Annotated in this window: 10 protein-coding genes; 6 read left to right on the top strand and 4 right to left on the bottom strand. The window is 72.3% G+C overall.

The genetic code is table 11. From position 1 onward, the window contains the following. Window positions 1–243: 243 nt before the first annotated feature. The 3 genes from IF99_RS0103855 to IF99_RS0103845 are packed head-to-tail and all read right to left on the bottom strand — an operon-like array spanning window position 244 to window position 14,449. Complete coding sequence (locus IF99_RS0103855; RefSeq protein WP_234340576.1) at window positions 244–1,023, bottom strand: hypothetical protein; 780 nt, start codon at window positions 1,021–1,023, stop codon at window positions 244–246. After that, complete coding sequence (locus IF99_RS0103850) at window positions 1,020–2,918, bottom strand: class I adenylate-forming enzyme family protein (RefSeq protein WP_234340575.1); 1,899 nt, start codon at window positions 2,916–2,918, stop codon at window positions 1,020–1,022. Before IF99_RS0103850 ends, IF99_RS0103855 begins: the two co-directional genes overlap by 4 nt. Beyond that, entirely contained in the window at window positions 2,915–14,449 is an 11,535-nt protein-coding gene (locus IF99_RS0103845; RefSeq protein ID WP_158716576.1) for an amino acid adenylation domain-containing protein, read from the bottom strand. Before IF99_RS0103845 ends, IF99_RS0103850 begins: the two co-directional genes overlap by 4 nt. Window positions 14,450–14,847: 398 nt before the next feature. Here IF99_RS0103845 and IF99_RS0103840 point away from each other — a divergent pair, with 398 nt between their 5' ends. Continuing rightward, window positions 14,848–15,072: an MbtH family protein gene (locus IF99_RS0103840; protein WP_030994879.1), complete on the top strand. Its 225-nt coding sequence runs from the start codon at window positions 14,848–14,850 to the stop codon at window positions 15,070–15,072. Between the two features lie 122 nt (window positions 15,073–15,194). On the opposite strand, the gene IF99_RS0103835 is transcribed toward IF99_RS0103840, so the two are convergent. Beyond that, window positions 15,195–16,256, bottom strand: a complete 1,062-nt coding sequence (locus IF99_RS0103835; RefSeq protein WP_030994878.1) for an AraC family transcriptional regulator — start codon at window positions 16,254–16,256, stop codon at window positions 15,195–15,197. A 68-nt stretch (window positions 16,257–16,324) separates the two neighbouring features. On the opposite strand from IF99_RS0103835, the gene IF99_RS0103830 reads away from it, so the two are divergent. The 5 genes from IF99_RS0103830 (at window position 16,325) to IF99_RS0103810 (ending at window position 21,441) form a co-directional block, all read left to right on the top strand. Continuing rightward, a complete protein-coding gene (locus tag IF99_RS0103830) occupies window positions 16,325–17,566 on the top strand; it encodes an MFS transporter (protein WP_051703351.1) in 1,242 nt (413 codons plus the stop codon). A 301-nt stretch (window positions 17,567–17,867) separates the two neighbouring features. After that, a complete protein-coding gene (locus tag IF99_RS30520) occupies window positions 17,868–18,209 on the top strand; it encodes a hypothetical protein (protein WP_030994876.1) in 342 nt (113 codons plus the stop codon). A gap of 303 nt (window positions 18,210–18,512) precedes the next feature. After that, window positions 18,513–19,523 (top strand): type II CAAX endopeptidase family protein, encoded by a 1,011-nt coding sequence (locus IF99_RS0103820; RefSeq protein ID WP_037826415.1) that lies wholly within the window; start codon window positions 18,513–18,515, stop codon window positions 19,521–19,523. Further along, the gene (locus tag IF99_RS0103815) at window positions 19,520–20,770 is read left to right on the top strand and encodes a sensor histidine kinase (protein WP_030994874.1); all 1,251 of its coding nucleotides are present in this window, start codon (window positions 19,520–19,522) and stop codon (window positions 20,768–20,770) included. The genes IF99_RS0103820 and IF99_RS0103815 overlap by 4 nt, the downstream gene beginning before the upstream one ends. Then, entirely contained in the window at window positions 20,767–21,441 is a 675-nt protein-coding gene (locus tag IF99_RS0103810) for a response regulator (protein WP_030994873.1), read from the top strand. The genes IF99_RS0103815 and IF99_RS0103810 overlap by 4 nt, the downstream gene beginning before the upstream one ends. Window positions 21,442–21,532: the final 91 nt, after the last annotated feature.

Here is a 21,532-nt window from a genome sequence, read left to right as displayed (position 1 = left end):
CCGTGTCTTCCCAGCAGTCCGTCAATGGCGGTGCCGCCCTTGCTCCCGGCCTCTGGCATGAAGTGAGCATAGTAACCAAGCGTGACAGCCGGGGACGAGTGGCCGAGCCATCGCGCCGGCGTCACCACGGACTCCCCGGCTTCCAGCATGATCGAGGCGTCGGTGTGGCACAGCACGTGAAAGCCGTCCTTCGGCGCCGCCTCCCCCTGCCAGTCCTTCGCCCCGCCCTCGTGGGTGTCGAGGTCAGGGGTGCGTGGTGTCGGCCGGTGCGGTGGGGTCGGCGCAGGTGCTGCCAGGGCTCTTGTCCTTGGCGAGGAAGATGGTCTGGGCCATCATCCGGTAGCCCGACATTCCCTCGCGCAGCGTCTCGATGGATTCCTCCGGGTGCACCGAGTCGATCACCGCGTTCGGACCGACCGCGTTGAACTGGTGCGACACTCCTCGCGGGATCTGCATGTCCACCCAGGAGTTGGGCGGCACGATGACGTTGTGCCGCTCCCGGTGCACCCCGGCAGGCGTACCGGGCAGCGCGTCGGTGAACGCGCTCATCGGGCCCGCCCAGCCCCCCGTCGCGGGGCGTACGGATATCGGGGACAGGCTGGAGACCCGGATCGTGGTCTCGGGACCCGTCATCATCCGCACGAACCGCAACCCGGTGTGCAGGTGCATGCGCGAGCATATGTCGCGCTCGGCGGTGTCGTAGAAGTCCATCAGGTAGCGGTCGGCGAAGTAGCCCTCGAAGGGCGGCTCCAGCATGAAGACGTCTCCCTCCTCGAACTCCTGCGCCTGCTTGAGCACACCGGCGGGGGTGGGCCGCTCCCGCTCCGTGCGGTGTGCCGACCGGACCAGGCCGGCGAGCGCTTCCACCACGCTCAGGGCGACGTCCGGCGGCAGTTGCACCACGGGGGTCAGCCGGTTCCGGGAGGGGTCCTGGTGCCGCTCGACGTCGAGGACCTCGTCCTCGTGGTCGGGCGACTCCTTCATCCGGTTCATCCGGCCGGGCGTTTCGGTGCTGTGCGTCATCCAGTCGCTCCAGTGTGCTCGTCGGTCGGTCCGGGGGCCGGCTGCTGTGCCCACAGCACGCCGCCCAGGTCGTGCCGCCCGGCGCGCAGCACCGAGCAGCCCGTTGTCGGGAATCCTCGGTCGCGCAGCCGGGTCAGCCGCGTCCAGCGGTCCGGCTCGCCGTCCTCCTCCGTGGCGCCCTCCGTGGCGCCGTTCAGGAAGGCCAGCAGCGGGCCCAGCGGCCAGGCGGGGCCGTCGGCAGCGGGTCCGTGCGGGAGCACGAGCAGCGTGCCGCCGCCGAGCCGCGCCTCGCTTCCGAAAGGCACCGGCGGTGTCTCGTGGCCGTGGCGGGCGGCCACTGCAGCGGCGAGTTCCGCGTGCTCCGCCAGGGGCCACCCGGTGAGCAGCGCCGTGTGCCAGTGGGCCTTGGCCCGGGACAGTTCCGCGCCGTCCTCGTCGTGCCAGTGCTTCCGCATGAAGTCGAGGGCGCCGAAAACGGCGTCCTCTTCCCCTCTCGACTCCGCTTCCGGGCGGCCGTCGGCCTCTGCGGCCAGTGCGCGCAGACCGTGGTGGCGGGCTCCCGAGCGCAACAGGTCGCGGGCGGTGGAAGCGGCGTGGCGCAGCAGTCGTTCGTACCGTGCGGAGGCCAGCCGACGGGCGGTGAGGGCCCGGCCCATGGCCTTGCGCTGGGGCTTGCCGGTGGACGTCGCCAGGAACCCGCCGAACTGGACCGCCGAGGGGCGCAGCGGTGCCCGCTCGTACAGTTCGCGTACGGCGACGACGGGCTGGTCCGTGGCGATCAGCCCGATGTCCTGGCCGAGCGAGGGTTCGTCCACCGGGACTGCCGCGAACCTGCCGGACAGTCCCGCGCGGCGCCAGCCTTGCTCGATGTCGAGCGGGTAGTGCTTCTCCCCGCCCCGGTTGACGCGCTCACCGGCGCGTCCGCGCAGCACGAGCAGGCCGTCGCGCAGTTCGCCGAGATCGCCGGTGCGCAGCCAGCCGTCCTCGGTGACCGTGGCCGCGGTGGTCCGGCTGTCCTGCCAGTAACCGGTCATCAGGTCAGGGGTCCTGATCCAGACTTCGCCGGACTCCAGTCGCAGTTCGGTGTCCGGCAGCGGTGCGCCGACCGGGGGCACGTGTTCCAGGTACTGTTCGCGGAACCCGGCGTCGTCGAGCCGGGGCATGGTGAAGCTGAAGTTGACCGCCTCGGTCAGGCCGTAGCCCTGCCGCAGGCGCGGCCCGTAGCGGCGGTGGAAGCGGCGGGCGAGGTCGCTGGTCAGCGGCGCGGCCGCGGTGATCAGGTACTCCAGGCTCTCCGGCCAGTCGGGGCCGTCCTCCAGCAGGTCCGACAGCAGCGCCGGCACGATGGAGGCGGTCCTGGCCCCCGCGGCGTCCAGCGCCGCGAAGTAGCCCTCGGGGTCGAAGGCGGCCTGCTGGGTGAGTGGTGTGCCGGTGATGTGCGTGCCGAGCAGCGACATCACCAGCGCGTTGCAGTGGTAGAGCGGAAGGCAGGTGCCGTGGGGGCGGTCGGGTGCCAGCCCGTGCAGCGCCGCGGTCCTGGTGGCGTTGCCCAGTACCGCGTGCCGGCTGAGCATGACCCCCTTCTGCGGGCCTGTGGAGCCGGAGGTGAACATGATGAAGGCGAGGTCGTCCGGGGCCTCGTGCACGTCGGGCAGACCGGTGCGGTGCAGGCCGTCGACGTCCACCAGCGCCGCGGCGGAGACGCGTTCGGCGATGTCCGCGACCGCTCGGCCGGTGGTGCGCGGGTGCAGGGGTACGGCGACGAGGCGCAGGTCGAAGCAGGCGAGCAGCGTGTCCGCCAGCCCGCGGCCGTTGGGCATCCTGATCACCACCCGGGTGCCTGCGGGCAGCTCGGCCAGCGCGCCGGGCACGGTGCTGGTCTTGGCGCTGGTCAACTCAGCCTCCTCAGCAGCTCGCGGAGGTGGGCTCCGACTTCGTCCACGTGCTGCGGCTGCATCACGCGGTGGTGCGACGCGGTGACGTGACGGGCGGTCAGGTCTCCGCCCACGTGGGGCCGCCACAGTTCGTGGTGCGGGACCCGGCGCGGCCCGTCCGGTGCCGCTTCGACGTAGGTGGTGTCCCCGGGGCAGCGCGGTGGCCGGTAGGCCCGGGTGAGCCTGTCGTTGTGCCGCGACACCTCGATGACGCGGCTGATGTCGTCCTCGGTGAACCGGGCGAACACACTGCCCTCCCTGTGCAGAAGTGCCGAGACCGTGTCGAAGTCCAGGTCCGTCGAGGCCAGGCGTTCGTCGTCGAACCCCGCCGCCGTCAGCAGCACCCGCAGGACGCGCCGGTCGTCGATGGGATGCTCCGGTCCGGCTGCGTCACCGGCTGCGTCACCGGCGACCGTGTCCACCAGGAACAGCGACCCGGGCGGCTCGCCGATCTCGTGCAGCCGTACCGCCATCGCGTGTGCCACGAGCCCGCCGAAGGACCAGCCGACCAGGTGGCAGGGGCCGCCGGGGCGAACCGAACGCACCAGGTCCACATAGCGCTCGGCCATCGCTTCGACGGTGTCCGGCAGGTCCGCCACTCCCCCGGGGCCCTCGGCCTGGATGCCGTACACCGGATGGTCGCGGCCGATGTGCCGCAGCAGCCCCGAGTACAGCCAGCTCATCCCGCTGAGCGGGTGGACGCAGAAGACCGGCGCCGCCGTCCCTTCGGACCGGAACGGCACGAGGTGGGCGGGTGCGGGGGTGGCCGGTGTGCGGTCCAGCAGGTCGCTCAGCGCGGCGGGGGTGGCCGCCTCGAAGACGTTCCTGAGTGTCGGCTCCAGCCCGAGCACGGTCCGCACCCGGTCGGTCAGCCGTGCCGCCAGGAGCGAGTGCCCGCCCAGTTCGAAGAAGCTGTCCCCGGGGCCGACCCTGGGCAGGTCCAGCACCTCGGCGAAGAGTTCGCACATCAGGTGCTCGCGGAGGCTCGAAGGCGGCGGGGAGTCCCGCACGGATGCCCAGTCCGGTTCGGGCAGCCGGTCGCGCAGCAGCTTTCCGTTGGTGCTGAGGGGGAGCCGGTCCAGCGCGAGCAGGCGGGTGGGCACCATGTAGTCGGGGAGGTGCCGGGCCAGGTGTGCGCTCACCGAGTCCAGGTCGACGGTGGCCTCGCCGGGCTCGGCGGCGCCGGCGGGGACGACGTAGCCGACCAGGCGGCGGTCGTCGGCCCCGCGGTCGTGCACGGCCACCGCGGCGGCTTCGACGTCCTCATGGCGGGCCAGCACCGCCTCGACCTCTCCCAGCTCGACGCGGTGACCGCGTATCTTCACCTGGTCGTCGGTCCGCCCGTGGAAGCGCAGCACCCCGTCGGCGGTCCACGACGCGAGATCGCCGGTGCGGTACATCCGGTCTCCCGGCGGGCCGAACGGGTCGGGGACGAACCGGGTCGCCGTGAGGCCGGGGCGGTGCAGATAACCCGTGGCCACGCCCGCACCGGCCACGTACAGTTCGCCGGTCACGCCCGGTGGCACCGGCCGCAGCCTGGCGTCGAGCACATGGCACCGGGTGTTGCGCAGGGGACGCCCGAGGGGCACGGCGGCGGTCGTCACGCGGCCCACCGTGTGGGTGGCGGACCAGACCGTGGTCTCGGTCGGGCCGTAACAGGCCAGCAGGGACGCCGTGCGGCCGGTCAGCCTCTCGGCCAGCTCCGGCGGTACGGGTTCGCCGCCGACGACCGCGCGTATGCGGCGCAGTTGGTCGGGGCGTCGCGTCACGAGGGCCTGCCACAGCGACGGGGTCGCCTGCATCACGGTGACCCGGTGGCGGTCGAGCAGCGCCGACAGCTCGTCCGGGTCCCGCAGCGCGCCCTCACCGGCGAGCACCATCGTGGCGCCGGTGACCAGGGGGAGATACAGCTCGGGCTTGGACATGTCGAAGCTCGCGGGCGCCGCGGCCAGTACGCGGTCCTCCGGGCCGACCGCGAGTTGCTCGCCCAGGGCGAGCACCACGTTCGTCAGCGCGCTGTGGGGCGCGACGACCCCCTTCGGCCGTCCGGTGGAGCCCGAGGTGTACGTGACGTACGCGGTGTTCTCCGGCACGGACGCCGGGTCCTGTGACCCGGCGGTGACGGTGAGCCCGTCGGCGCTGGGACCGTCGGGTGTGAGCCCGTCGGCGCTGGGACCGTCGTCGTTGCGCACCACCAGCAGGGGGCGGGCGTCCGCCAGCAGCGCCGCGGTCCGCTCCGGCGGCAGCGAGGGGTCGACGGGCAGATAGGCGGCACCGGCCGACTGGACCGCGAGCAGGGCGGCGGGCAGACAGGCGTCGCGCCGCAGCTCCAGCGCGATCAGGCTGCCAGGACCGGCGCCACGGGCGCGGAGCCGCGCCGCCGTGCGGGCCGCCCGCTCCGACAGCTCCCGGTAGGTGAGCACGGTGTCCCCGTGCCGTACGGCCGGTGCGTGGGGGGTGTGGAGCACCTGCGCCGCGAACAGGTCGGCCACGGTGGCCCCGGGCACCTCGTGCGCTGTGGCGTTCCAGTGGCCGGTCAGCCGCTCGTACTCACCCCCGACGAGGACCGGGAGGTCGGCGATGCGGCGGTGCGGGTCCGCCACCGCAGCGCGCAGGATTCCTTCCAGGCGCGCGAGCAGCAGCCGCGCCGAGGCGGGGGTGAACAGCTCGGTGTCGTACTCCAGCTCGCCTTCGACACCGGCTGCCGCGCCGTCGTCGCCGTGATGCCCGCGCAGGCTCCACAACAGGTCCATGCGGGAGGCGCCGCCGTGCGCGGCGACCGGCTCGGCCCGCAGGCCCGGCAGGTCGAACACCGCGGGCGGCGTGTCCTGGAAGGCCAGCATCACCTGGAAGACCGGGTGGCTGGACAGTGAGCGCGGCGGGTTGAGCGCCTCGACCACCTGCTCGAACGGCGTTTCCTGGTGGGCGAACGCGTCGAGGTCGGTGGCGCGCACCCGCTCCAGCAGTTCGGCGAACGTCGGTGTGCCGCTGAGGTCGGTGCGCAGCACCACCGTGTTGACGAAGCAGCCGACGGTGTCGTGCAGTGCCTCGTCGTGCCGCCCGGCCACCGGTGTGCCGATGGGGATGTCCTCACCGGCGCCGAGCCGCGACAGCAGCACCGCGATCGCGGCGTGCGTCACCATGAACAGGCTGGTGCCGGTGGACCGTGCGAGCCGCTCCAGCCGTGCGTGCAGACCGGCGTCCAGAGCGAAGGCGACGGTCTCCCCCCGGTGCGCGGACACCGGTGGCCTGGGGTGGTCGAACGGCAGCGGCAGTACCTCCGGGGCACCGCGCAGGGTCTCGGTCCAGTAGGAGATCCCGGCGTCGAGGCCGAGCCCCCGCTGCCAGAGTGCGTAGTCCGCGTACTGCACGGGCTCGCTCGCCCATCGCGGGGCCTCGCCGGCGAGGCGGGCCCGGTAGGCGGTGGACAGGTCGCGGGCGAGGGGGCCCAGTGACCAGCCGTCGGCGGCGATGTGGTGCAGCAGGATCAGCAGCACGTACCGCTCGGGTGCGGTCTCGTAGAGCAGGACGCGGACGGGGATTTCGACGGTGAGGTCGAAGACGTGGGCGGCCGCGTCGGCGAGCAGTCCTGGCAGTTCGGCCTCCGACGTGGTCACCACCTCGAACGGCGGCTTCTCCACCATGCCGATGTGCTGGCAGGGCTCGCCGTCGGTCTCGGTGACGGTGATGGTGGTGCGCAGGCTCTCGTGCCGGACGAGCACGTCGCCGAGGGCCGCGTGCAGGTGTTCCACCTCCAGGGGGCCGCTCAGCCGGACCGCGAAGGACATGTTGTAGACCGGGTTGGGCCCGGCGAACTCGCTGAAGAACCACAGCCGGCGCTGCGCGGGCGAGAGCGGTATCCGCTCCGGGCGCGCGGTCGCGGCGAGCCGCGCCCGTGGTGCGCCTTCCGGCTGCTCCGGCAGGCACCGCGCGAGGTCGGCGACGACGGGGGCGTCGAAGAGGGCGCGGATGCTCAGCTCGTGGCCCGTCTCGGCCCGCACCCGGTTGATGAGGCGAGTGGCCAGCAGTGAATGCCCGCCCAGGTCGAAGAAGCTGTCCTCCGCGCCGACTTCGGGAACCCCCAGCGTCTCGGCGAACAGCGTGCACAGGAGCCGTTCGCGGGCGGTCGCGGGCGGACGGCTCACCGGCAGCGCGGACTCGGGCCGGGGCAGGGCCCGGCGGTCCAGCTTGCCGTTGCCGGTCAGCGGGATCCCGTCGACGGGCAGGACGAACGCGGGCACCATGTGCGCGGGCAGGACCCTCCGCGCGTACTCGCGCAGTCCGGTGGGGGTCGCGGCGGGGGTCGTCTCCCCCTTCGTCACGACGTAGCAGAGCAGTCTGCCGCCGTCGGGGTCCGCCTCGGCGAGGACCACAGCGCGCTCCACGCCAGGATGCTGTTCAAGGACCCGCTCGATCTCCCCGGGCTCGATCCGGTAGCCACGGATCTTCACCTGCTGGTCAGCGCGGCCCAGGTACTCCAGCGTGCCGTCGGCCCGTCGCAGTGCGAGATCCCCGGACCGGTACATCCGGGTTCCGGGTGCGCCGAAGGGGTCGGTGACGTAACGGCTCGCGGTGAGACCGGGCCGCCCCAGATATCCGCGCGTCACCCCTGGACCGGCCACGTAGATCTCGCCCGTGTAGCCCGGCGGGACCGGCCGCAGCGCGTGGTCCAGCAGGTGCAGCCGCAGATCGGGCAGCACGGTGCCGATGACACCGGCGGTCTCGTCGGGATCGGTCAGCTCGGCGTAGGTCGAGTGCACGGTGGTCTCGGTGATCCCGTACATGTTCACGAGCTTCGGCCGCCCGGGGCCGTGCCAGGAGCGGATGCGGGAGAGTTCCAGCGCCTCGCCCGCGAACACGACGGCCCGCAGCGCGGGCAGCCCGCCCGGCGCGGCCTCCGCTGCGGCCCGCATCAACTGGTAGAAGGCCGAGGGGGTCTGGCTCAGCGCGGTCACCTGCTCCCGGGCGAGCAGCCCCACGAGTTCCCGGGGTGATTTCGCGACGTCGTCCGGCACGATCACCAGGCGACCGCCGCGGCCCAGCGCCGTCCACAGCTCCCACACCGAGACGTCGAAGGCGTAGGAGTGGAACAGCGTGTGCACGTCCTCGTCGCCGAATCCGAACCGGTCGTCGGACGCGGAGAGCAGCCGCACGACGTTGTGGTGCGACACCACGACGCCCTTGGGGGCTCCGGTGGAGCCCGACGTGTAGATCACGTAGGCGACGCTGTCGGGGTGCGGGGACAGACCGAGGTCGTCCCCGGAGAAGGCGGCGCACCGCTCGGTTCCGTCGAGCACGAGCTGCGGATGCGGGACCGCGAGCGGCTCGCCGGTGACGACGAGCACGGGTGCGGCGTCGGTCAGCACCTGCCGCACCCGCTCCTCGGGGTGTGCCGGGTCCAGCGGCAGGTACCCGGCGCCCGACTTCAGCACGGCCAGCACCGCGACCACGAGGTCCGTCGAACGGCCGAGCACCAGGGCCACCAGGCGTTCAGGCCCGGCCCCGCGCTCGACGAGGAGCCGCGCGAGACGGTTGGCGCGCGCGTTCAGCTCCCCGTACGACAGGGTGGTCTCCCCGCAGGTGAGGGCCGGGGCCGCCGGCCGTCGGCGCACCTGCTCCTCGAACAGCGCGGGCAGTGTGCCGTGGACGGGTTCCGCTTCGCGGTCCGCGGCCACTTCCTGTTCGTCCGGAAGCAGCAGACCGAGCTGGCCCAGCCGTGCCTCCGGACGGGCGGTGATCCGGTCGAGGAGTGCGCCGAGGCGGTCGAGGAGACGGCGGGCCCCCTCCTCGTCGAACAGGTCGGTGCTGTGGTCGAGACGGAGCCGCAGGCGGCCGTCGCCCGGCATGGCGATCAGCGTCAGCGGGTAGTGCGTGCCGTCCCGGCCCTGGACGTCCCTGAGTTCCAGCCCTGGCACGAGATCGCGCAGCCTGTCCTCGTCGACCGGATAGTTCTCGAAGACCACGACCGTGTCGAAGAGTTCGGCGTGCCCGGCGATCGACTGGAGCCGTGTCAGGTCGGCATGCTGGTGGTCCAGCATGGACAGTTGCTGGGCGCGCAGCTCCGCGAGGGACTCGGCGACCGACAGGCGGGGGTCGAGGCGGACCCGTACGGGAATGGTGTTGATCAGCAGGCCGACGATCCGCTCCGAGCCGGGCAGCTCCGCGGGGCGGCCGGAGACCGTCGCGCCGAACACCACGTCGTCGCGGCCGGTCAGGGCACCGAGCAGCACCGCCCATGCCAGTTGCACGATCACGTTGGCGGTCAGCCCGTGCTGCCGCGCCACGGCGTCGACGCGCGCGCTGATGGCCTCGTCCAGCTCGGCCGTCAGCCGGTGCCGGGCCGCGGCAGAACCACGCCGGTCCGCGCCCCCGACGAGCGTCGGACCGTCAACGGAGGAGAGCAGCGCGCGCCAGGCGGCCTCGCTCGCGCGGGAGTCCCTCTTGGACAGCCAGTCGAGGAAGTCGCGGTACGGCGTCGCGGGCGGCAGCGCGCGGCCCGCGTAGAGCGCGAACAGCTCCTCGATCAGGACGGGCATGGACCAGCCGTCCAGCAGCAGGTGGTGCGTGGTCAGGACGAAGGTGTGCCGTTCGCCGTCACGGTGCCGCAGTGCCGCGCGGACCAGCGGGGGGCTCGCCAGGTCGAACCGCCGCCTGCGGTCGGCGTCGAGGAAACGCTCCAGGTCCTCGTGCGCGGGTATCTCCCGCCACTCCACGGCGAAGTCCGGGACGACCACCTGGACGGGACGTCCCGACGGGCTGTTCCGGACGCCCGCGGAGAGCTGGGGATGGCGCAGCAGCAGGCGGTGGAGTGCGTCGCGCAGCGCGGCGGGGTCCAGCGGTCCGCCGATGTCGAAGACGAACTGGACGAGGTAGGGGTCGGCGCCGTCGTGGTCGTAGAGCGAGTGGAACAGCAGCCCCTGTGCCAGCGGCGGCAGTGGCAGTTCGCCCTGCGCCCGGGTGCGGGCCCGCCGCGTCAGCGCCGTCAGCACGTCGAACCACCGGTCCGCGAGTTCGCGGATCCGCGCTTCGGTGAGCAGCCCGCCGGGCCACGACCAGTTCGCCACCAGCCGGGGTCCGTCCGGGTGGTCGGCGAGCACCGTGTCCAGTTCGACGATGTGACCCATCGCCAGCCCGCCGCCGGTGTCAGGACCGAGCACGGTGGCGTCGGCCACCACGGCCCAGTCCCCCGCACCGCCGACGTCGAACCTGCCCAGGTAGTTGAACGCGAACTGCGGCGCCGCGCGTGCGGCCAGCGCCGGGGCGGTCTGCGGGTTGAGGTGGCGCAGCAGTCCGTGGCTGAGTCCGGCGCGCGCGGCGTCCCGTACGCAGGCCCGTACCTTGGCCACCGCGCCGTCCAGCGCGGCCGGATCGGTGCGCGCTTCGGCCCAGGAGCATCCGGGGTCGAGCACCACGGGGAGCAGGGTGGTGAACCAGCCGACCGTACGGGACAGATCCAGGTTGGCGGCGAACTCCTCGCGCCCGTGGCCTTCGAGATCCACCAGCAGTGTGTCGGGGCCCTCCCGCCAGTCGGCGGCTGCCAGGGCGAACGCGGTGAGCAGCAGCTCGTGCACCGAGCAGTCGAAGGCGGCGGTGGCCTCGGTCACCAGGTGTGCGGTGAGTGTGCCGGGGAGGGTGGCGGAGTGGCGGAGCCGGGTGTCCTCGGTGTCCACGGTGCGGTCCAGGGCACGGGCTGCGACAGGGGGGTCCTCGGGGACCGGCTGGACCGGTGCTTCCGGCAGGTCGGGCTGGTCCTGCCGGTCCGGTTGCCACCGGGGGTATTCCTCCAGCACGGACGGGTGGTGTGCGTACTGGACCAGTGCCTTCGCCCACTGGGGGAAGGAGGTGCCCGTCGGCTGCAACCGTGGTGTGCGCCCGTCTCGTACGGCCTCCCAGGCGGCCCGGAGGTCTTCCTGGATGATGCGCCAGGAGACACCGTCGACGCTGAGGTGGTGCACGGTGAGGGTCAGTTCGCCCGCCTTTGCCGGGCCGCGGTCCTGCCAGCGCGCGTCGACCATCCGCCCGTGCCCGGGGTCGAGCACGGTGTCCCGCCGGTTCAGCTCGACGGTGGCGCGCGGCCGCACTTCCAGGGCCCACAGGCCGCCCGCGGCGGTGGTGAGCGAGAGCCGCAGCATGTCGTGGTGGTCGACCAGCGCCTGTACCACCGCGCGCACCTGTTCCCCGGTCATGCCCGCCGGGGTGCGTACGGTCAGGGACTGCGTGAAGCCCTCGATCGGGCCGCCGCGTTCACGCAGCCAGTGCATGATGGGCGTCAGCGGGACCGTGGGATCGTCCGCGTCGCCCAGCGCGACCCGCTGCCCCGTCTCCGGCTGCTCCGCTCCGACGCCACTGGCCAGGCCGGAGACGGTGGGGGTGCGGAACACGTCGGGGGTGCCGACGGCGAGACCGGCCCGCTGGGCCGCTCCGGCGAGCTGGATCGCCTTGATGCTGTCGCCGCCGAGCTGGAAGAAGTCTTGGTCGACCGGTACTTCGGACAGGCCGAGGACCTCCCCGAACAGCTCGGCCAGCCGCTGCTCGACGGCGGTGCGAGGAGCCCTGCCGTTACCGGTGCCGGTGCTCGTGTCCGTTCCCGCGCTCGTGCCCGTGCTCGTGCTCGCGGTCTCCGGCGCCGACAGCGCGGACCGGTCGAGCTTGCCGTTGCGGGTCAGCGGCAGCCGGTCCAGCCCGACCACGGCCGACGGCACCATGTACGGCGGGAGCCGGTCCGCCACACCGTCGCGCAGCGCACCGGCCTCGCCCGCGGTGACCACGTAGGAGACCAGCCGCCGCACCCCCGGCCGGTCCTCGCGCAGGATCGTCGCGGCCTGGCGTACGCCGGGCTCGGCCAGCAGCGCGGCGTCGATCTCTCCCGGTTCGATCCGGTAGCCGCGGAGCTTGATCTGTCCGTCGGTGCGTCCGGCGAACTCCAACCGCCCGTCGTGGTTCCAGCGGGCCAGGTCGCCCGTGCGGTAGACACGGGCGCCGGGCGGCCCGTAGGGGTCGGGCACGAAGCGCTCGGCGGTGAGGGCCGCCCGGCCCAGGTAGCCGCGCGCCACCCCGGCGCCCCCGAGGTACAGCTCGCCCACCGCGCCGGGTGGCACCGGGCGCAGTGCGTCGTCGAGCAGCAGCACCCGCTTGCCGTCCAGCGGCGTCCCGATGGGGACCGGCCCCGCGTCTTCGGGCGCCTGCTCACCGACGGCACCCCTGGTCGCGAACACCGTGGTCTCGGTGGGGCCGTACCCGTTGACGACGGTGAGTTCCGGCAGCGCGGAGCGCACGGCGCGCACCGCCGCGGGAGACACCACGTCACCGCCGGTCCACACCTGGCGCACTCCGGCCAGGCACGCGGGGTCCTCCGTGGCGATGGCGTGGAACAGCCCGGCCGTCAGCCACAGCCCGGTGATCCCGGTCCCGGCCGCGAGCCGGGACAGTTCGGCCGGGCCCAGCCGTCCCGGTGCGGCGACGACCACCTCGCCACCGGTCAGCAACGGCACCCACAGTTCCAGGTTGAACGCGTCGAAGGCGTGCGGCGAATGCAGCAGCACCCGGTCGGCGCCGCCTTCGGACCACCACTGGTCGGCGGCGAGCCCGGCCAGGTTGCCCTGGGTGATCGCGACGCCCTTGGGCCGTCCCGTCGAGCCGGAGGTGAACATCACGCACGCCAGCGCTTCCGGTACAGCCCGCGGCTCCATGGCCCCGGACCCCCTCGACGTCCCGGCTTCCCCTGTCCGTACGTCCAGATGCCGCACCCCACGGTCGCGGGCCAGCGGCACGACGGGGTCCCCCGCGGTGTGCCGGTCGGTGAGCAGCACCCGCGCTCCCGCGTCGGAGAGCACCGCTTCCTGCCGGGAGAGCGCGTCGTCCCGCTGCAACGGGACGTAGGCGGCGCCCGTCCGCACCACCGCGAGTGCCGCGACGACGAGGTCGGCCGACCGTTCGAGGAGCAGGGCGACGGTCCGCTCCGGGCCCGCACCGGCCGCGGTGAGTCCGGCGGCCAGCGCGGAACTCCGCGCGTCCAGTTCGCGGTAGGTCAGCCGTTCACCGGTCTCCGCCGAGCGCACCGCGAACGCGTCCGGCGTGCGGCGTACTTGTTCCGCGAACCGGCCGACGGCCGTCCCGCCGGGCGCCGCCGTCGTGCGGTCGCCCGTGCCCAGCGCGGCGCTGTGCCTGCGCTCCCGCGCGGTGGTCGGCGCGATCCGGGCCAGTGGTGTGTCCGGGTCGGCGTCCGCCACCTGCCACAGCACGTGCAGGAAGCGGTCGGCGATGTCGTGCAGCAGGTCTTCGCCGTAGTTGTAGGGGTTGGCGTCGAAGTCGAGGCGCAGCACGCCGTCGCCACGGTCGTAGGCGACGATCGAGAGGTCCTCCGACGGTGGCGCCTGGAGGTTGTGGACGGTGGCGGTCACCGGGCCGAACCGCAGTGGCCGGTCAAAACGCTGGATGTTGAGCACCGGCCCGAAGAACCTCCTGCCGTCCTCGGGGTAGCCCAGCTCGCGTCGCAGGTGCTCGCCCCGGTAACGCTGGTGACGGCGCACCAGCCGCAGTTCCCCGGCGACCTGGTCGAGCAGGGTACCGACGCTGGCCGCCGGATCGACGTGCAACCGCAGCGGCAGGACGTTGGCCGACATCGCGGGGACGGTCCGGGTGAGTTCGGGCGGACGGCCGGCGACGGGCAGGCTCAGGACGACGTCACGGTTGCCGGTCACCGCGTGCAGGTAGCCGGCGGTCGCCGCGGTGAGCAGCCGGGTCCAGCGGTGTCCGAGCCGTCGCGCGGCACCCCGCAGCCTGGCGAACTCCTCCGTCGGCAGAACCCTGGTCAGCCGGAGCGAGTGGGTGGTGGCCGGTGCCGGATGGGTGCCGAGGCTCAAGAAGTCCGGCCCCCCGGCCAGCCGTTCCCGCCACCAGTCCCGGTCCTCGGTGTGTTCCGCCGCCTCCCGGTAGGCGGCCTCGGCGTGCACCAGGGAACGGAGTCCACCCCAGTCGCACTCCGGGACGGCGCGCCCGTCGTACAGGCAGCGGTAGACCTCGGCGACACGTTCGGCGAACAGGGCCATGCCCGCGCCGTCGAGGGCGATGTGGTGGACCCGGTGGAACACCACCGTGCGGTCGTCGGTGACGCGCAGCACGGCCCCCAGGAACAGCGGCCCGGCGTCGCTGCCTCCGGCCTCGGCCAGAGCGGCCCGCATCCACTCCCGCGCGGCGGCTTCCGGGTCGGACGCTTCCCGGATGTCGACCACCTCGATGGTGTGTTCCGGGGCCCGGAGAAGCCGTTGCGCAGGCGAAGAATCCGTTCCCTCGACGATGCGGACGTTGACCGCCTCGCAGTCGGTCGCCGCTCTGGTCACCGAGGTGGCGAGGAGGCCGGTGTCGACGTCTCCGTCCAGGACGAGGTATTCGGCCCACTGATAGGCGCCGGGGCGGCTGAAGCCAGCACGCTCCGCGAGCCAGACCCCGAGTTGAGCATCGGAGAGCCGCAGGTCAGGTCGGTTTTCGGGCATGAGAATGAGCATCCCCATCGGTCCTGCCGGTGCCGTGCCGGCGACGCCGTCGGATGTGGTCGGAGCGATCAAGAAGCGGACCGACTCATCGAAACACGGCAGGCAATGGATGAGTAAAGACCGTGCAATATGCCGTATCTCACGTTTGCTTGCGACGATCCAAAGAAGCAGGTGGGAGAGGTTTGGAAGCGTGCGCAACGTAAAGTCTTCACCTAGGTCGTCCTGCCGGATCCGGTGCGCGGACCGACGGCAGGCGGCCGGCACGGACACCGGGACCAGGAGGCCGAGCACGCACGGGCGCCGGGGGGCGCCGGCTTGCGCCGCCCCTCCCCCGGTGAGCTGTTTGCGAATGTCACGCCACACCGGTGAAGAAGAATCCGCTGAGAAGGAGTGACCGGATGAGCACCAATCCCTTCGACGACCCGGACGGCACCTACCTGGTCCTGGTCAACGACGAGGGGCAGCACTCGCTGTGGCCCTCGTTCGCCGACGTCCCCGAGGGCTGGCGGACCGCCCTCGGTGAGACCGGCCGCGATGAGGCACTCGAGTACATCGACACCCACTGGACCGACCTGCGCCCCACGTCCCTCGCCCAGGCCATGGAGGACTCCGGCCCGGCCTGAGCGACGTCCTGGCCACACCGGTGGTTCCGCACGGCAGACAATCCCCACACCGGGGTCACCAACCGCAAGAGGAAGGCCCGTAGTCACGCCAGACCTGCGGACGCGGATCTGCGGACGCGCGGCTACGAACGGGCGGCGTTTTTGCTGGCACCCGGCGGGTGGCCGGTGACGCGTTTGAAGGCGCGGCTGAAGGCGGCCTGCGAGGTGTAGCCGAGGCGGCTGGCCACGGACTGGATCGGCAGCGTGCCTTGGGCCAGCCACTGCCCGGCGAGGAGCATCCGCAGTTCCGTGGCGTAACGGAGGGGCGGCATGCCGATCGTGGCCTGGAACCGGTCGGCGAACACGGACCGGGAGACATGGCACTCCGCCGCCAACTCGGCCACCGTCCACGGGTGTTCCGGCTTCCGGTGCAGGGCCAGGATCGCGCGGGCCAGGCGCGGGTCGCGCAGCGCGGCCACGAGACCGGCAGAGTTGTCGCAGCCGCATTCGACCCAGCCCCGCACGATCATGGCCGCCGCCACCTCGGCCAGCCGGGCGAGCACTCCGGCGAAGCCCACACGACCGGAGCAGACCTCCCGCTTCATGGAGGCGAGGATCGGCATGAGCCCGGGATACCGCGCCCCCGTGGCGTCGACCAGCATGACCTCGGGCATCAACGCGCTCAGGCCCTGCATTCCGCCGAGGTCGAAGTCCATATAGCCGGTGAAGAAGATCGCGCCGGGGTCCGGATGGGTGCTCGGGCAGGTGTCCACGCCGCTCACCGCGTCACCGAGGTGGACCGCGTCGAAACTGTCGATGCCCCGGGCCGGGATGTCCGGACCGGAGAGCAGCTGGTGGGACGCGCCGTGCGGCATGAACACGGCATTGCCGGCGACGAGTTCGTGGAGCGTCCCGTCCTCGGTGCGCAGGACGGCGGAGCCGACGGCGAGGAAGTGGAAACAGGCACGCCCCGGCTTGGCGTCGAAACGGAACCCGAATCGTGCGCCGACCTGTACGCGGCGGTACCGGACCCCACGCAGCCGCATGCTCGTCAGTAGCTCGCTGATGAGGTCCGACGACAGGGTGGAGTGCTCTCCGGTTTCCGCGGCGGGGGCGCTGTCCGGGGCTCCGTCCCGTGATCCGTCTGAGGAGCCCCCGGTGTGCCCGCCCGGGGTTTCGGTCAAATATCGCGGACTTACTGTCATAGCTCATCCTGAATTTCGCGTGCAGGCTTGACTCGAACCTTTCACGCGAGTCAAGGGAAGTAAAGAAGTTGAGCAGTGATGTGTGCGGCACGGTGACCGATGCCGGCCCTGGGGGATCCTCCGGTGCGGTAGCGGCGCCGCCCGAACCGGTCTCGTCCTCCTGGGCGGCGGTACTCTCGCTGGCGGTAGGCGTCTTCGGGCTGCTGACGGCGGAGTACCTGCCGGCCAGCCTGCTGACCCCGATCGCCTCCGACCTGGGAGTCTCGCAAGCTCTGGCCGGGCAGGCGGTGACCGTCACGGCGGTGGCGGCGATGCTGTCCGGACTGCTGACCGCGAGCCTGACGAGGAAGATCGACCGGCGGCTCGTGCTGCTCGGCTTCACCGTCCTGCTGATCGTCTCCAACCTGTTGGTGGCCACGGCCACCAACATGACCATGCTGATGCTGATGCGCATACTCCTGGGCATCGCGCTCGGCGGCTTTTGGAGCATGGCGGCGGCCGTAGCGATGCGGCTGGTGCCCGCCCCGCTGGTGCCGCGTGCGGTGTCGGTCATCTTCAGCGGTATCGCGGTGGCGACCATCGTGGCCGTGCCGCTCGGCAGTTACCTCGGCGACCTGGCCGGCTGGCGCAGCACCTTCTGGGCGGCGGCCGGGCTCGGCGTGCTGACGCTGGTCTTCCAGATGTTCGCGCTGCCCCCGTTGAAGCCCCAGGGCACGGCACGGCTGGGCACGCTGTGGGAGGTGCTGCGGCGCCCCGGCTTCGGGCTGGGCATCGTGGGAATGCTGCTGGTCCACATCGGGCACTACGCGCTGTTCACCTACATCCGGCCGGCGCTGGAAAGCGTGGTGAAGGTCGATAGCGGCAAGCTGACCCTGGTGCTGTTCGTCTTCGGCGTGGCCAACTTCGTCGGCACGCTGGCGGCCGGCCGCCTCCTGGAATTCAGCCTCCGCCTGACGCTGGCACTGACGCCTGCCCTGATGGCCCTCGCGGCCCTCGGCCTGGCCCTGCTGCCCGTCGGGCAGACCGGGTACGTGGCGCTGGTCATCCTCTGGGGCCTCGCCTTCGGCGGCGTATCGGTGGCCTGGTCCAACTGGGCCACGCGCATGGTGCCCGACCAGGCGGAGAGCGCGGGCGGCCTCGTCGTGGTGGGCGTCCAGTCCGCGATCGCGGGCGGGGCCGCGGCGGGCGGTGTGCTCTTCGGTTTCGGCGGCGTCCTGACCGTATTCACCGTCTCCGGCGCCGTATTGCTCGCCTCCGCACTGCTGATCGCCCTGCGGGTGGCTGCGCCTCGCCGGGCTGTGGCCGGCTGACCGCCACCCGCGACCAGAAGTTGCCCCGAGCAGCGACAGCGCTCTCTCCGCTTCCGGTCCGCGGCGGATCCGCTGCGGACCGCCCGTCCTGGACGGCGTCCAGGACGGGCGGTCGGATGTCACTTGTGTCGCACGCCGTGTCCTCCTCCGTCCAGGGGCGCCGGCATCGACGCCCTCGACGCAGGAGCACTGCGCCGCGAGATCAGCCGCCGCACCCGGCCGCTGCGGCACCTGCTCGGCCGCCCCTACTCGCGCATCGATGTCGAGGTGGCCGTCAACCGCGTGTGCGGCGCAGGACTCCGTGCTGACGCCCCCGCCGATCAGCGGTGTGCTCAGTGCCGGCCGTGCCTTCCATGCTGCCCTGCGGCAGGTGCCCCGGCCGAACTTCCTTGATCGGCGTGCCCATCCGTGGGCTGTGGGCGATCGGGTCGCGTGGGACGAGCAGGACGTCGATGTGATCGACGACCTCTCCGTGCCGTTCTCGGCTCTGCTGGAGCTGAGGCGCCCGGTGAAGCAGGACGCTGCTCAGCTCGTTCACGCCGATCTCACCGGCAATGTGCCGGCGGGCCGGTCTCCCCGCTCCCCCAGCAGCCCGTCGAGGGCGCCCCGCCCTCCGGCTTCCGGCTTCCGGCTTTTGGCATGAAGGGAGCATAGTAACCAAGGGTGATTGCCGTGCGGGGAGTTCGCGCGGCAGCGGGCCAGGATCGCGACGGACTCCCCGGTTCCCCAAGGCTCTTACCGGGCCGACGCTCTTCGCAGCGTGTCGCACCACCCCTGGACGAACGCCTGTTCCGGGAGATTCCCCGGCCCGCGCGGCGGTAGCGAGAACGGCCGTCCCGCGAGACCGCGCCGCCCGCACGGAGTGGTTTGCATCCTTCGGATGCACTGCCTCGATGCAACCATCGGACCGTAGAGCCCGTCGGCGGGGAAACCTAGCGTTGCCGCCATGACACAGAACCGAACCGCTCTCTCCGGCGCCCCGGTCCCCGACCGCCTCCCGGCAAGGCTCCGCGCGATCGCGCGAGCGCGTCCGCTGACCTACTTCTTCCTCCTCGCGAACGGGCTGAGCTGGGTGGCGTGGGTGCCGTACATCCTGTCGCAGAACGGCCTCGGCGTCTGGGACTACCGGTTCCCCGCGATCCTGGGGACCACCCAGGTCCTGGGGGTCCTGCCCGGCGCCTACCTGGGCCCGATCGGCGCGGCTTTCGCGATGACCGCGCTGGTGGACGGCCGGACCGGTCTGCGCGCCTGGACGCGCCGGCTCTGGCGGTGGCGGGTCGGCGGACGCTGGTACGCGGTCACGTTGCTCAGCGTTCCCGCCGGGATGCTCCTGACCGGCCTGGCGTTCTCCGGCGGGCAGATCGCCACCCCCTCGGCCGCCGCGCTCAGTGCCTTCGTGCCGATGCTGGTGTTCCAGATGATCACGACCGGCCTGGCCGAGGAGCCCGGGTGGCGCGACTTCGCCCTTCCCCGTCTGCAGAGCCGGTTCTCGCCGCTGCGCTCCGCGTTCGTCCTGGGCCCGCTGTGGGGTGTGTGGCACTTCCCGCTGTTCCTCACGGAGTGGGGCGGCTACCCCGAGGCGTCCTGGTTCCGGCCGCTGGTGTTCCTCGGGTTCTGCGTCGCGTTCAACATCGTGATGTCGTGGGTGTTCAACCGCACGGGGCAGAGTGTGCCGTTCTCCATGCTCATGCACGTGGGCGTCAACACCTTCGCGTCCGTGATGTGGACCGAGATGTTCCCCGCCCTGGACGGGGAACTCGCCCTCATCGCGATGGGCTCGGGTGCCGCCGTCGCCGCGACGGTGATCGTGATCGCCACCCGCGGCCGTCTCGGCTACGACCCGCTGCCCTCCCCGGACCGCGGCGAGACGGCGTCCGCCCGCCACGCGGGGGGCGCTACGGCCCCGTCCGCCCACCACGCCGGGTACGCCCGGGACCGAACTATGATCGACTCGTGACAACCGCCCAGCGACCTGGCACGTCCCGGTCCACAGCTATCGCTGCGGCGACCGCGCTGAGCGCGCTGGCTCTCCTGTCGATCATCGCCCTGCTGTCGCCTGACGACCCGTCCCTCGCCGGAGCGGCACCCGGTACGGGCGCCTGGTGGGGGACGGCTGCGACGCTCCTCCTGCAATCGGCGACTCTCCTGTGGGGCCGCCGTCGGGCGACCGTTCCGCTGGGCTGTGTGGCCGGGCTCTCCCTCGTCCTGGCGCTCGTGTTTCCCAGCGGACTGTTCACCGTCACCGCGTTGCCGGTGCTGGTGGCCTCGTTCTTGGCCGGGCTGACCGGGGCCTGGCGCGAGGTTCGCCGGTGGGCTCTGGGTGCGGGCGTACTGGTGGCGGCCGCACACCTGGTCAACGGCAGCGCCGACGGTCGCACCGAGGGGTGGACCCTGGTCTTCGAGGCGGTGCTCCAGGCGGCCGTGGTGGTCGGCCTGCCGCTGCTGCCGGCCTCCGTGATCGCCGCGCAGCGCGCGACGAACGCGGCGCGGCGGGAGACGCTGGAGGCGGTGAGCCGTGAGCGCGACGCCAAGATCAGTGAGGCGATCGCCCTGGAACGGGCCGCGATGGCTCGCGAACTGCACGACATCGCCGCCCACCACCTGTCCGGCATCTCGCTGATGGCCTCGGCCGTCGCGCGGCAGACGGCCTCGGCACCGGACGAAGCCCGCTCCGGGGCGTTGGAGATCCGCAAGCAGAGCAACGCGATCCTGGAGGACCTGCGCCGTCTGGTGGGGCTGCTCCGCGACGCCGCCTCCGAGGACGAGGGCGTCAAGACCCTCGCCACCCTTCCCGGCCTGATCGGGACGGCCCGTGCGACCGGAGCCCGTGTCGACTTCGACCTGCGGAGCGATGAACGGCGGGAGCCGGGCGCCGGAGTCAGCCCGCTGGGTCAGCTCGCCGCCTACCGCATGGTGCAGGAATCCCTCACGAACGCCGCACAGCACGCGCCCGGCGCGCACTGCGTCGTCACCGTGGACGACCGCGAGCCGCACCGGCTGCGGCTCACCGTCCGCAACGCACCGCCCGGCCCCCGGGCCCGTCCCGCTACCGGAGGTACTGGCTTCGGCATCGTCGGTATGAGGGAGCGCGCCGCCCTCATCGGCGGGTCCTTCGACGCGGGCCCGGCCGACGACGGCGGCTGGGAAACCCGTATGAGCATCCCCCGCGAAAGCGGCCACGACCTCCCGGAGCGGTCCGCATGATCCGAGTACTCCTCGCCGACGACCAGCCCCTCGTCCGCGCCGGCCTGAGTGCGCTGCTGAACGCCGAGGAGGACATCGACGTCGTCGGTGTCGCCGCGGACGGCCTGGAGGCCCTCGACCTGGCGGCCGAGCTGGTGCCGGACGTGGCGTGTCTGGACATCCGGATGCCGAAGATGGACGGTATCGACGTCGCGGCCCGCATCTGCGGCCCCGGCGCGTCTCCGGCCATCCCGGTGCTGATCCTCACGACCTTCGACATCGACGACTACGTCTTCCGGGCGCTGGAAGCGGGGGTCGCCGGGTTCTTGCTCAAGGACTCCGACCCGGAGGAGATCCTGCGGGCGGTCCGGCACATCGCCGCGGGTCACGGCACTCTCGACCGTACTCTCACGCGCCGCATCGTCGCCGAGTACGTGGAGCGCCGGCGGCTGCGCCCCGTGACGGCGGCGCGGGGGATCGACATGCTCACCGCCCGCGAGCGGGACATTCTGCTGTTGCTGGCGCAGGGCATGTCGAACGAGCAGATCGCCGGAGCGCTCGTCGTCGAGGTCCCCACCGTCAAGTCGCACCTCGCCCGGCTGCTGCCCAAACTCGGCGTGCAGTCCCGTCTGCAAGCGGCGGTATGGGCCTACCAGAACCGCGTCGTCACCGTGGACGACACCTCGCGCTGAACTCCCTCCGGGGATGCCTCGCTCGGAAGGTGGGACGCCTCGCACGGAAGGTACGCGGCGGCGAGGTGAGACGCGGGACGTCTGCGCACCA

Origin of the sequence: Streptomyces sp. NRRL F-5630, assembly GCF_000719475.1 — a bacterium.
Classification (GTDB): domain Bacteria; phylum Actinomycetota; class Actinomycetes; order Streptomycetales; family Streptomycetaceae; genus Streptomyces.
The sequence above is the reverse complement of the archived record's forward strand: the minus strand, read 5'-3'. Positions and strand labels throughout refer to the sequence as shown.

What these genes read in the sequence shown, in the direction of transcription:
- IF99_RS0103855 (WP_234340576.1), bottom strand. Translation starts at nt 1,023, where the DNA reads ATGACGCACAGCACCGAAACGCCCGGCCGGATGAACCGGATGAAGGAG.
- IF99_RS0103845 (WP_158716576.1), bottom strand. Translation starts at nt 14,449, where the DNA reads ATGCCCGAAAACCGACCTGACCTGCGGCTCTCCGATGCTCAACTCGGG.
- IF99_RS0103840 (WP_030994879.1), top strand. Translation starts at nt 14,848, where the DNA reads ATGAGCACCAATCCCTTCGACGACCCGGACGGCACCTACCTGGTCCTG.
- IF99_RS0103835 (WP_030994878.1), bottom strand. Translation starts at nt 16,256, where the DNA reads ATGACAGTAAGTCCGCGATATTTGACCGAAACCCCGGGCGGGCACACC.
- IF99_RS0103820 (WP_037826415.1), top strand. Translation starts at nt 18,513, where the DNA reads ATGACACAGAACCGAACCGCTCTCTCCGGCGCCCCGGTCCCCGACCGC.
- IF99_RS0103810 (WP_030994873.1), top strand. Translation starts at nt 20,767, where the DNA reads ATGATCCGAGTACTCCTCGCCGACGACCAGCCCCTCGTCCGCGCCGGC.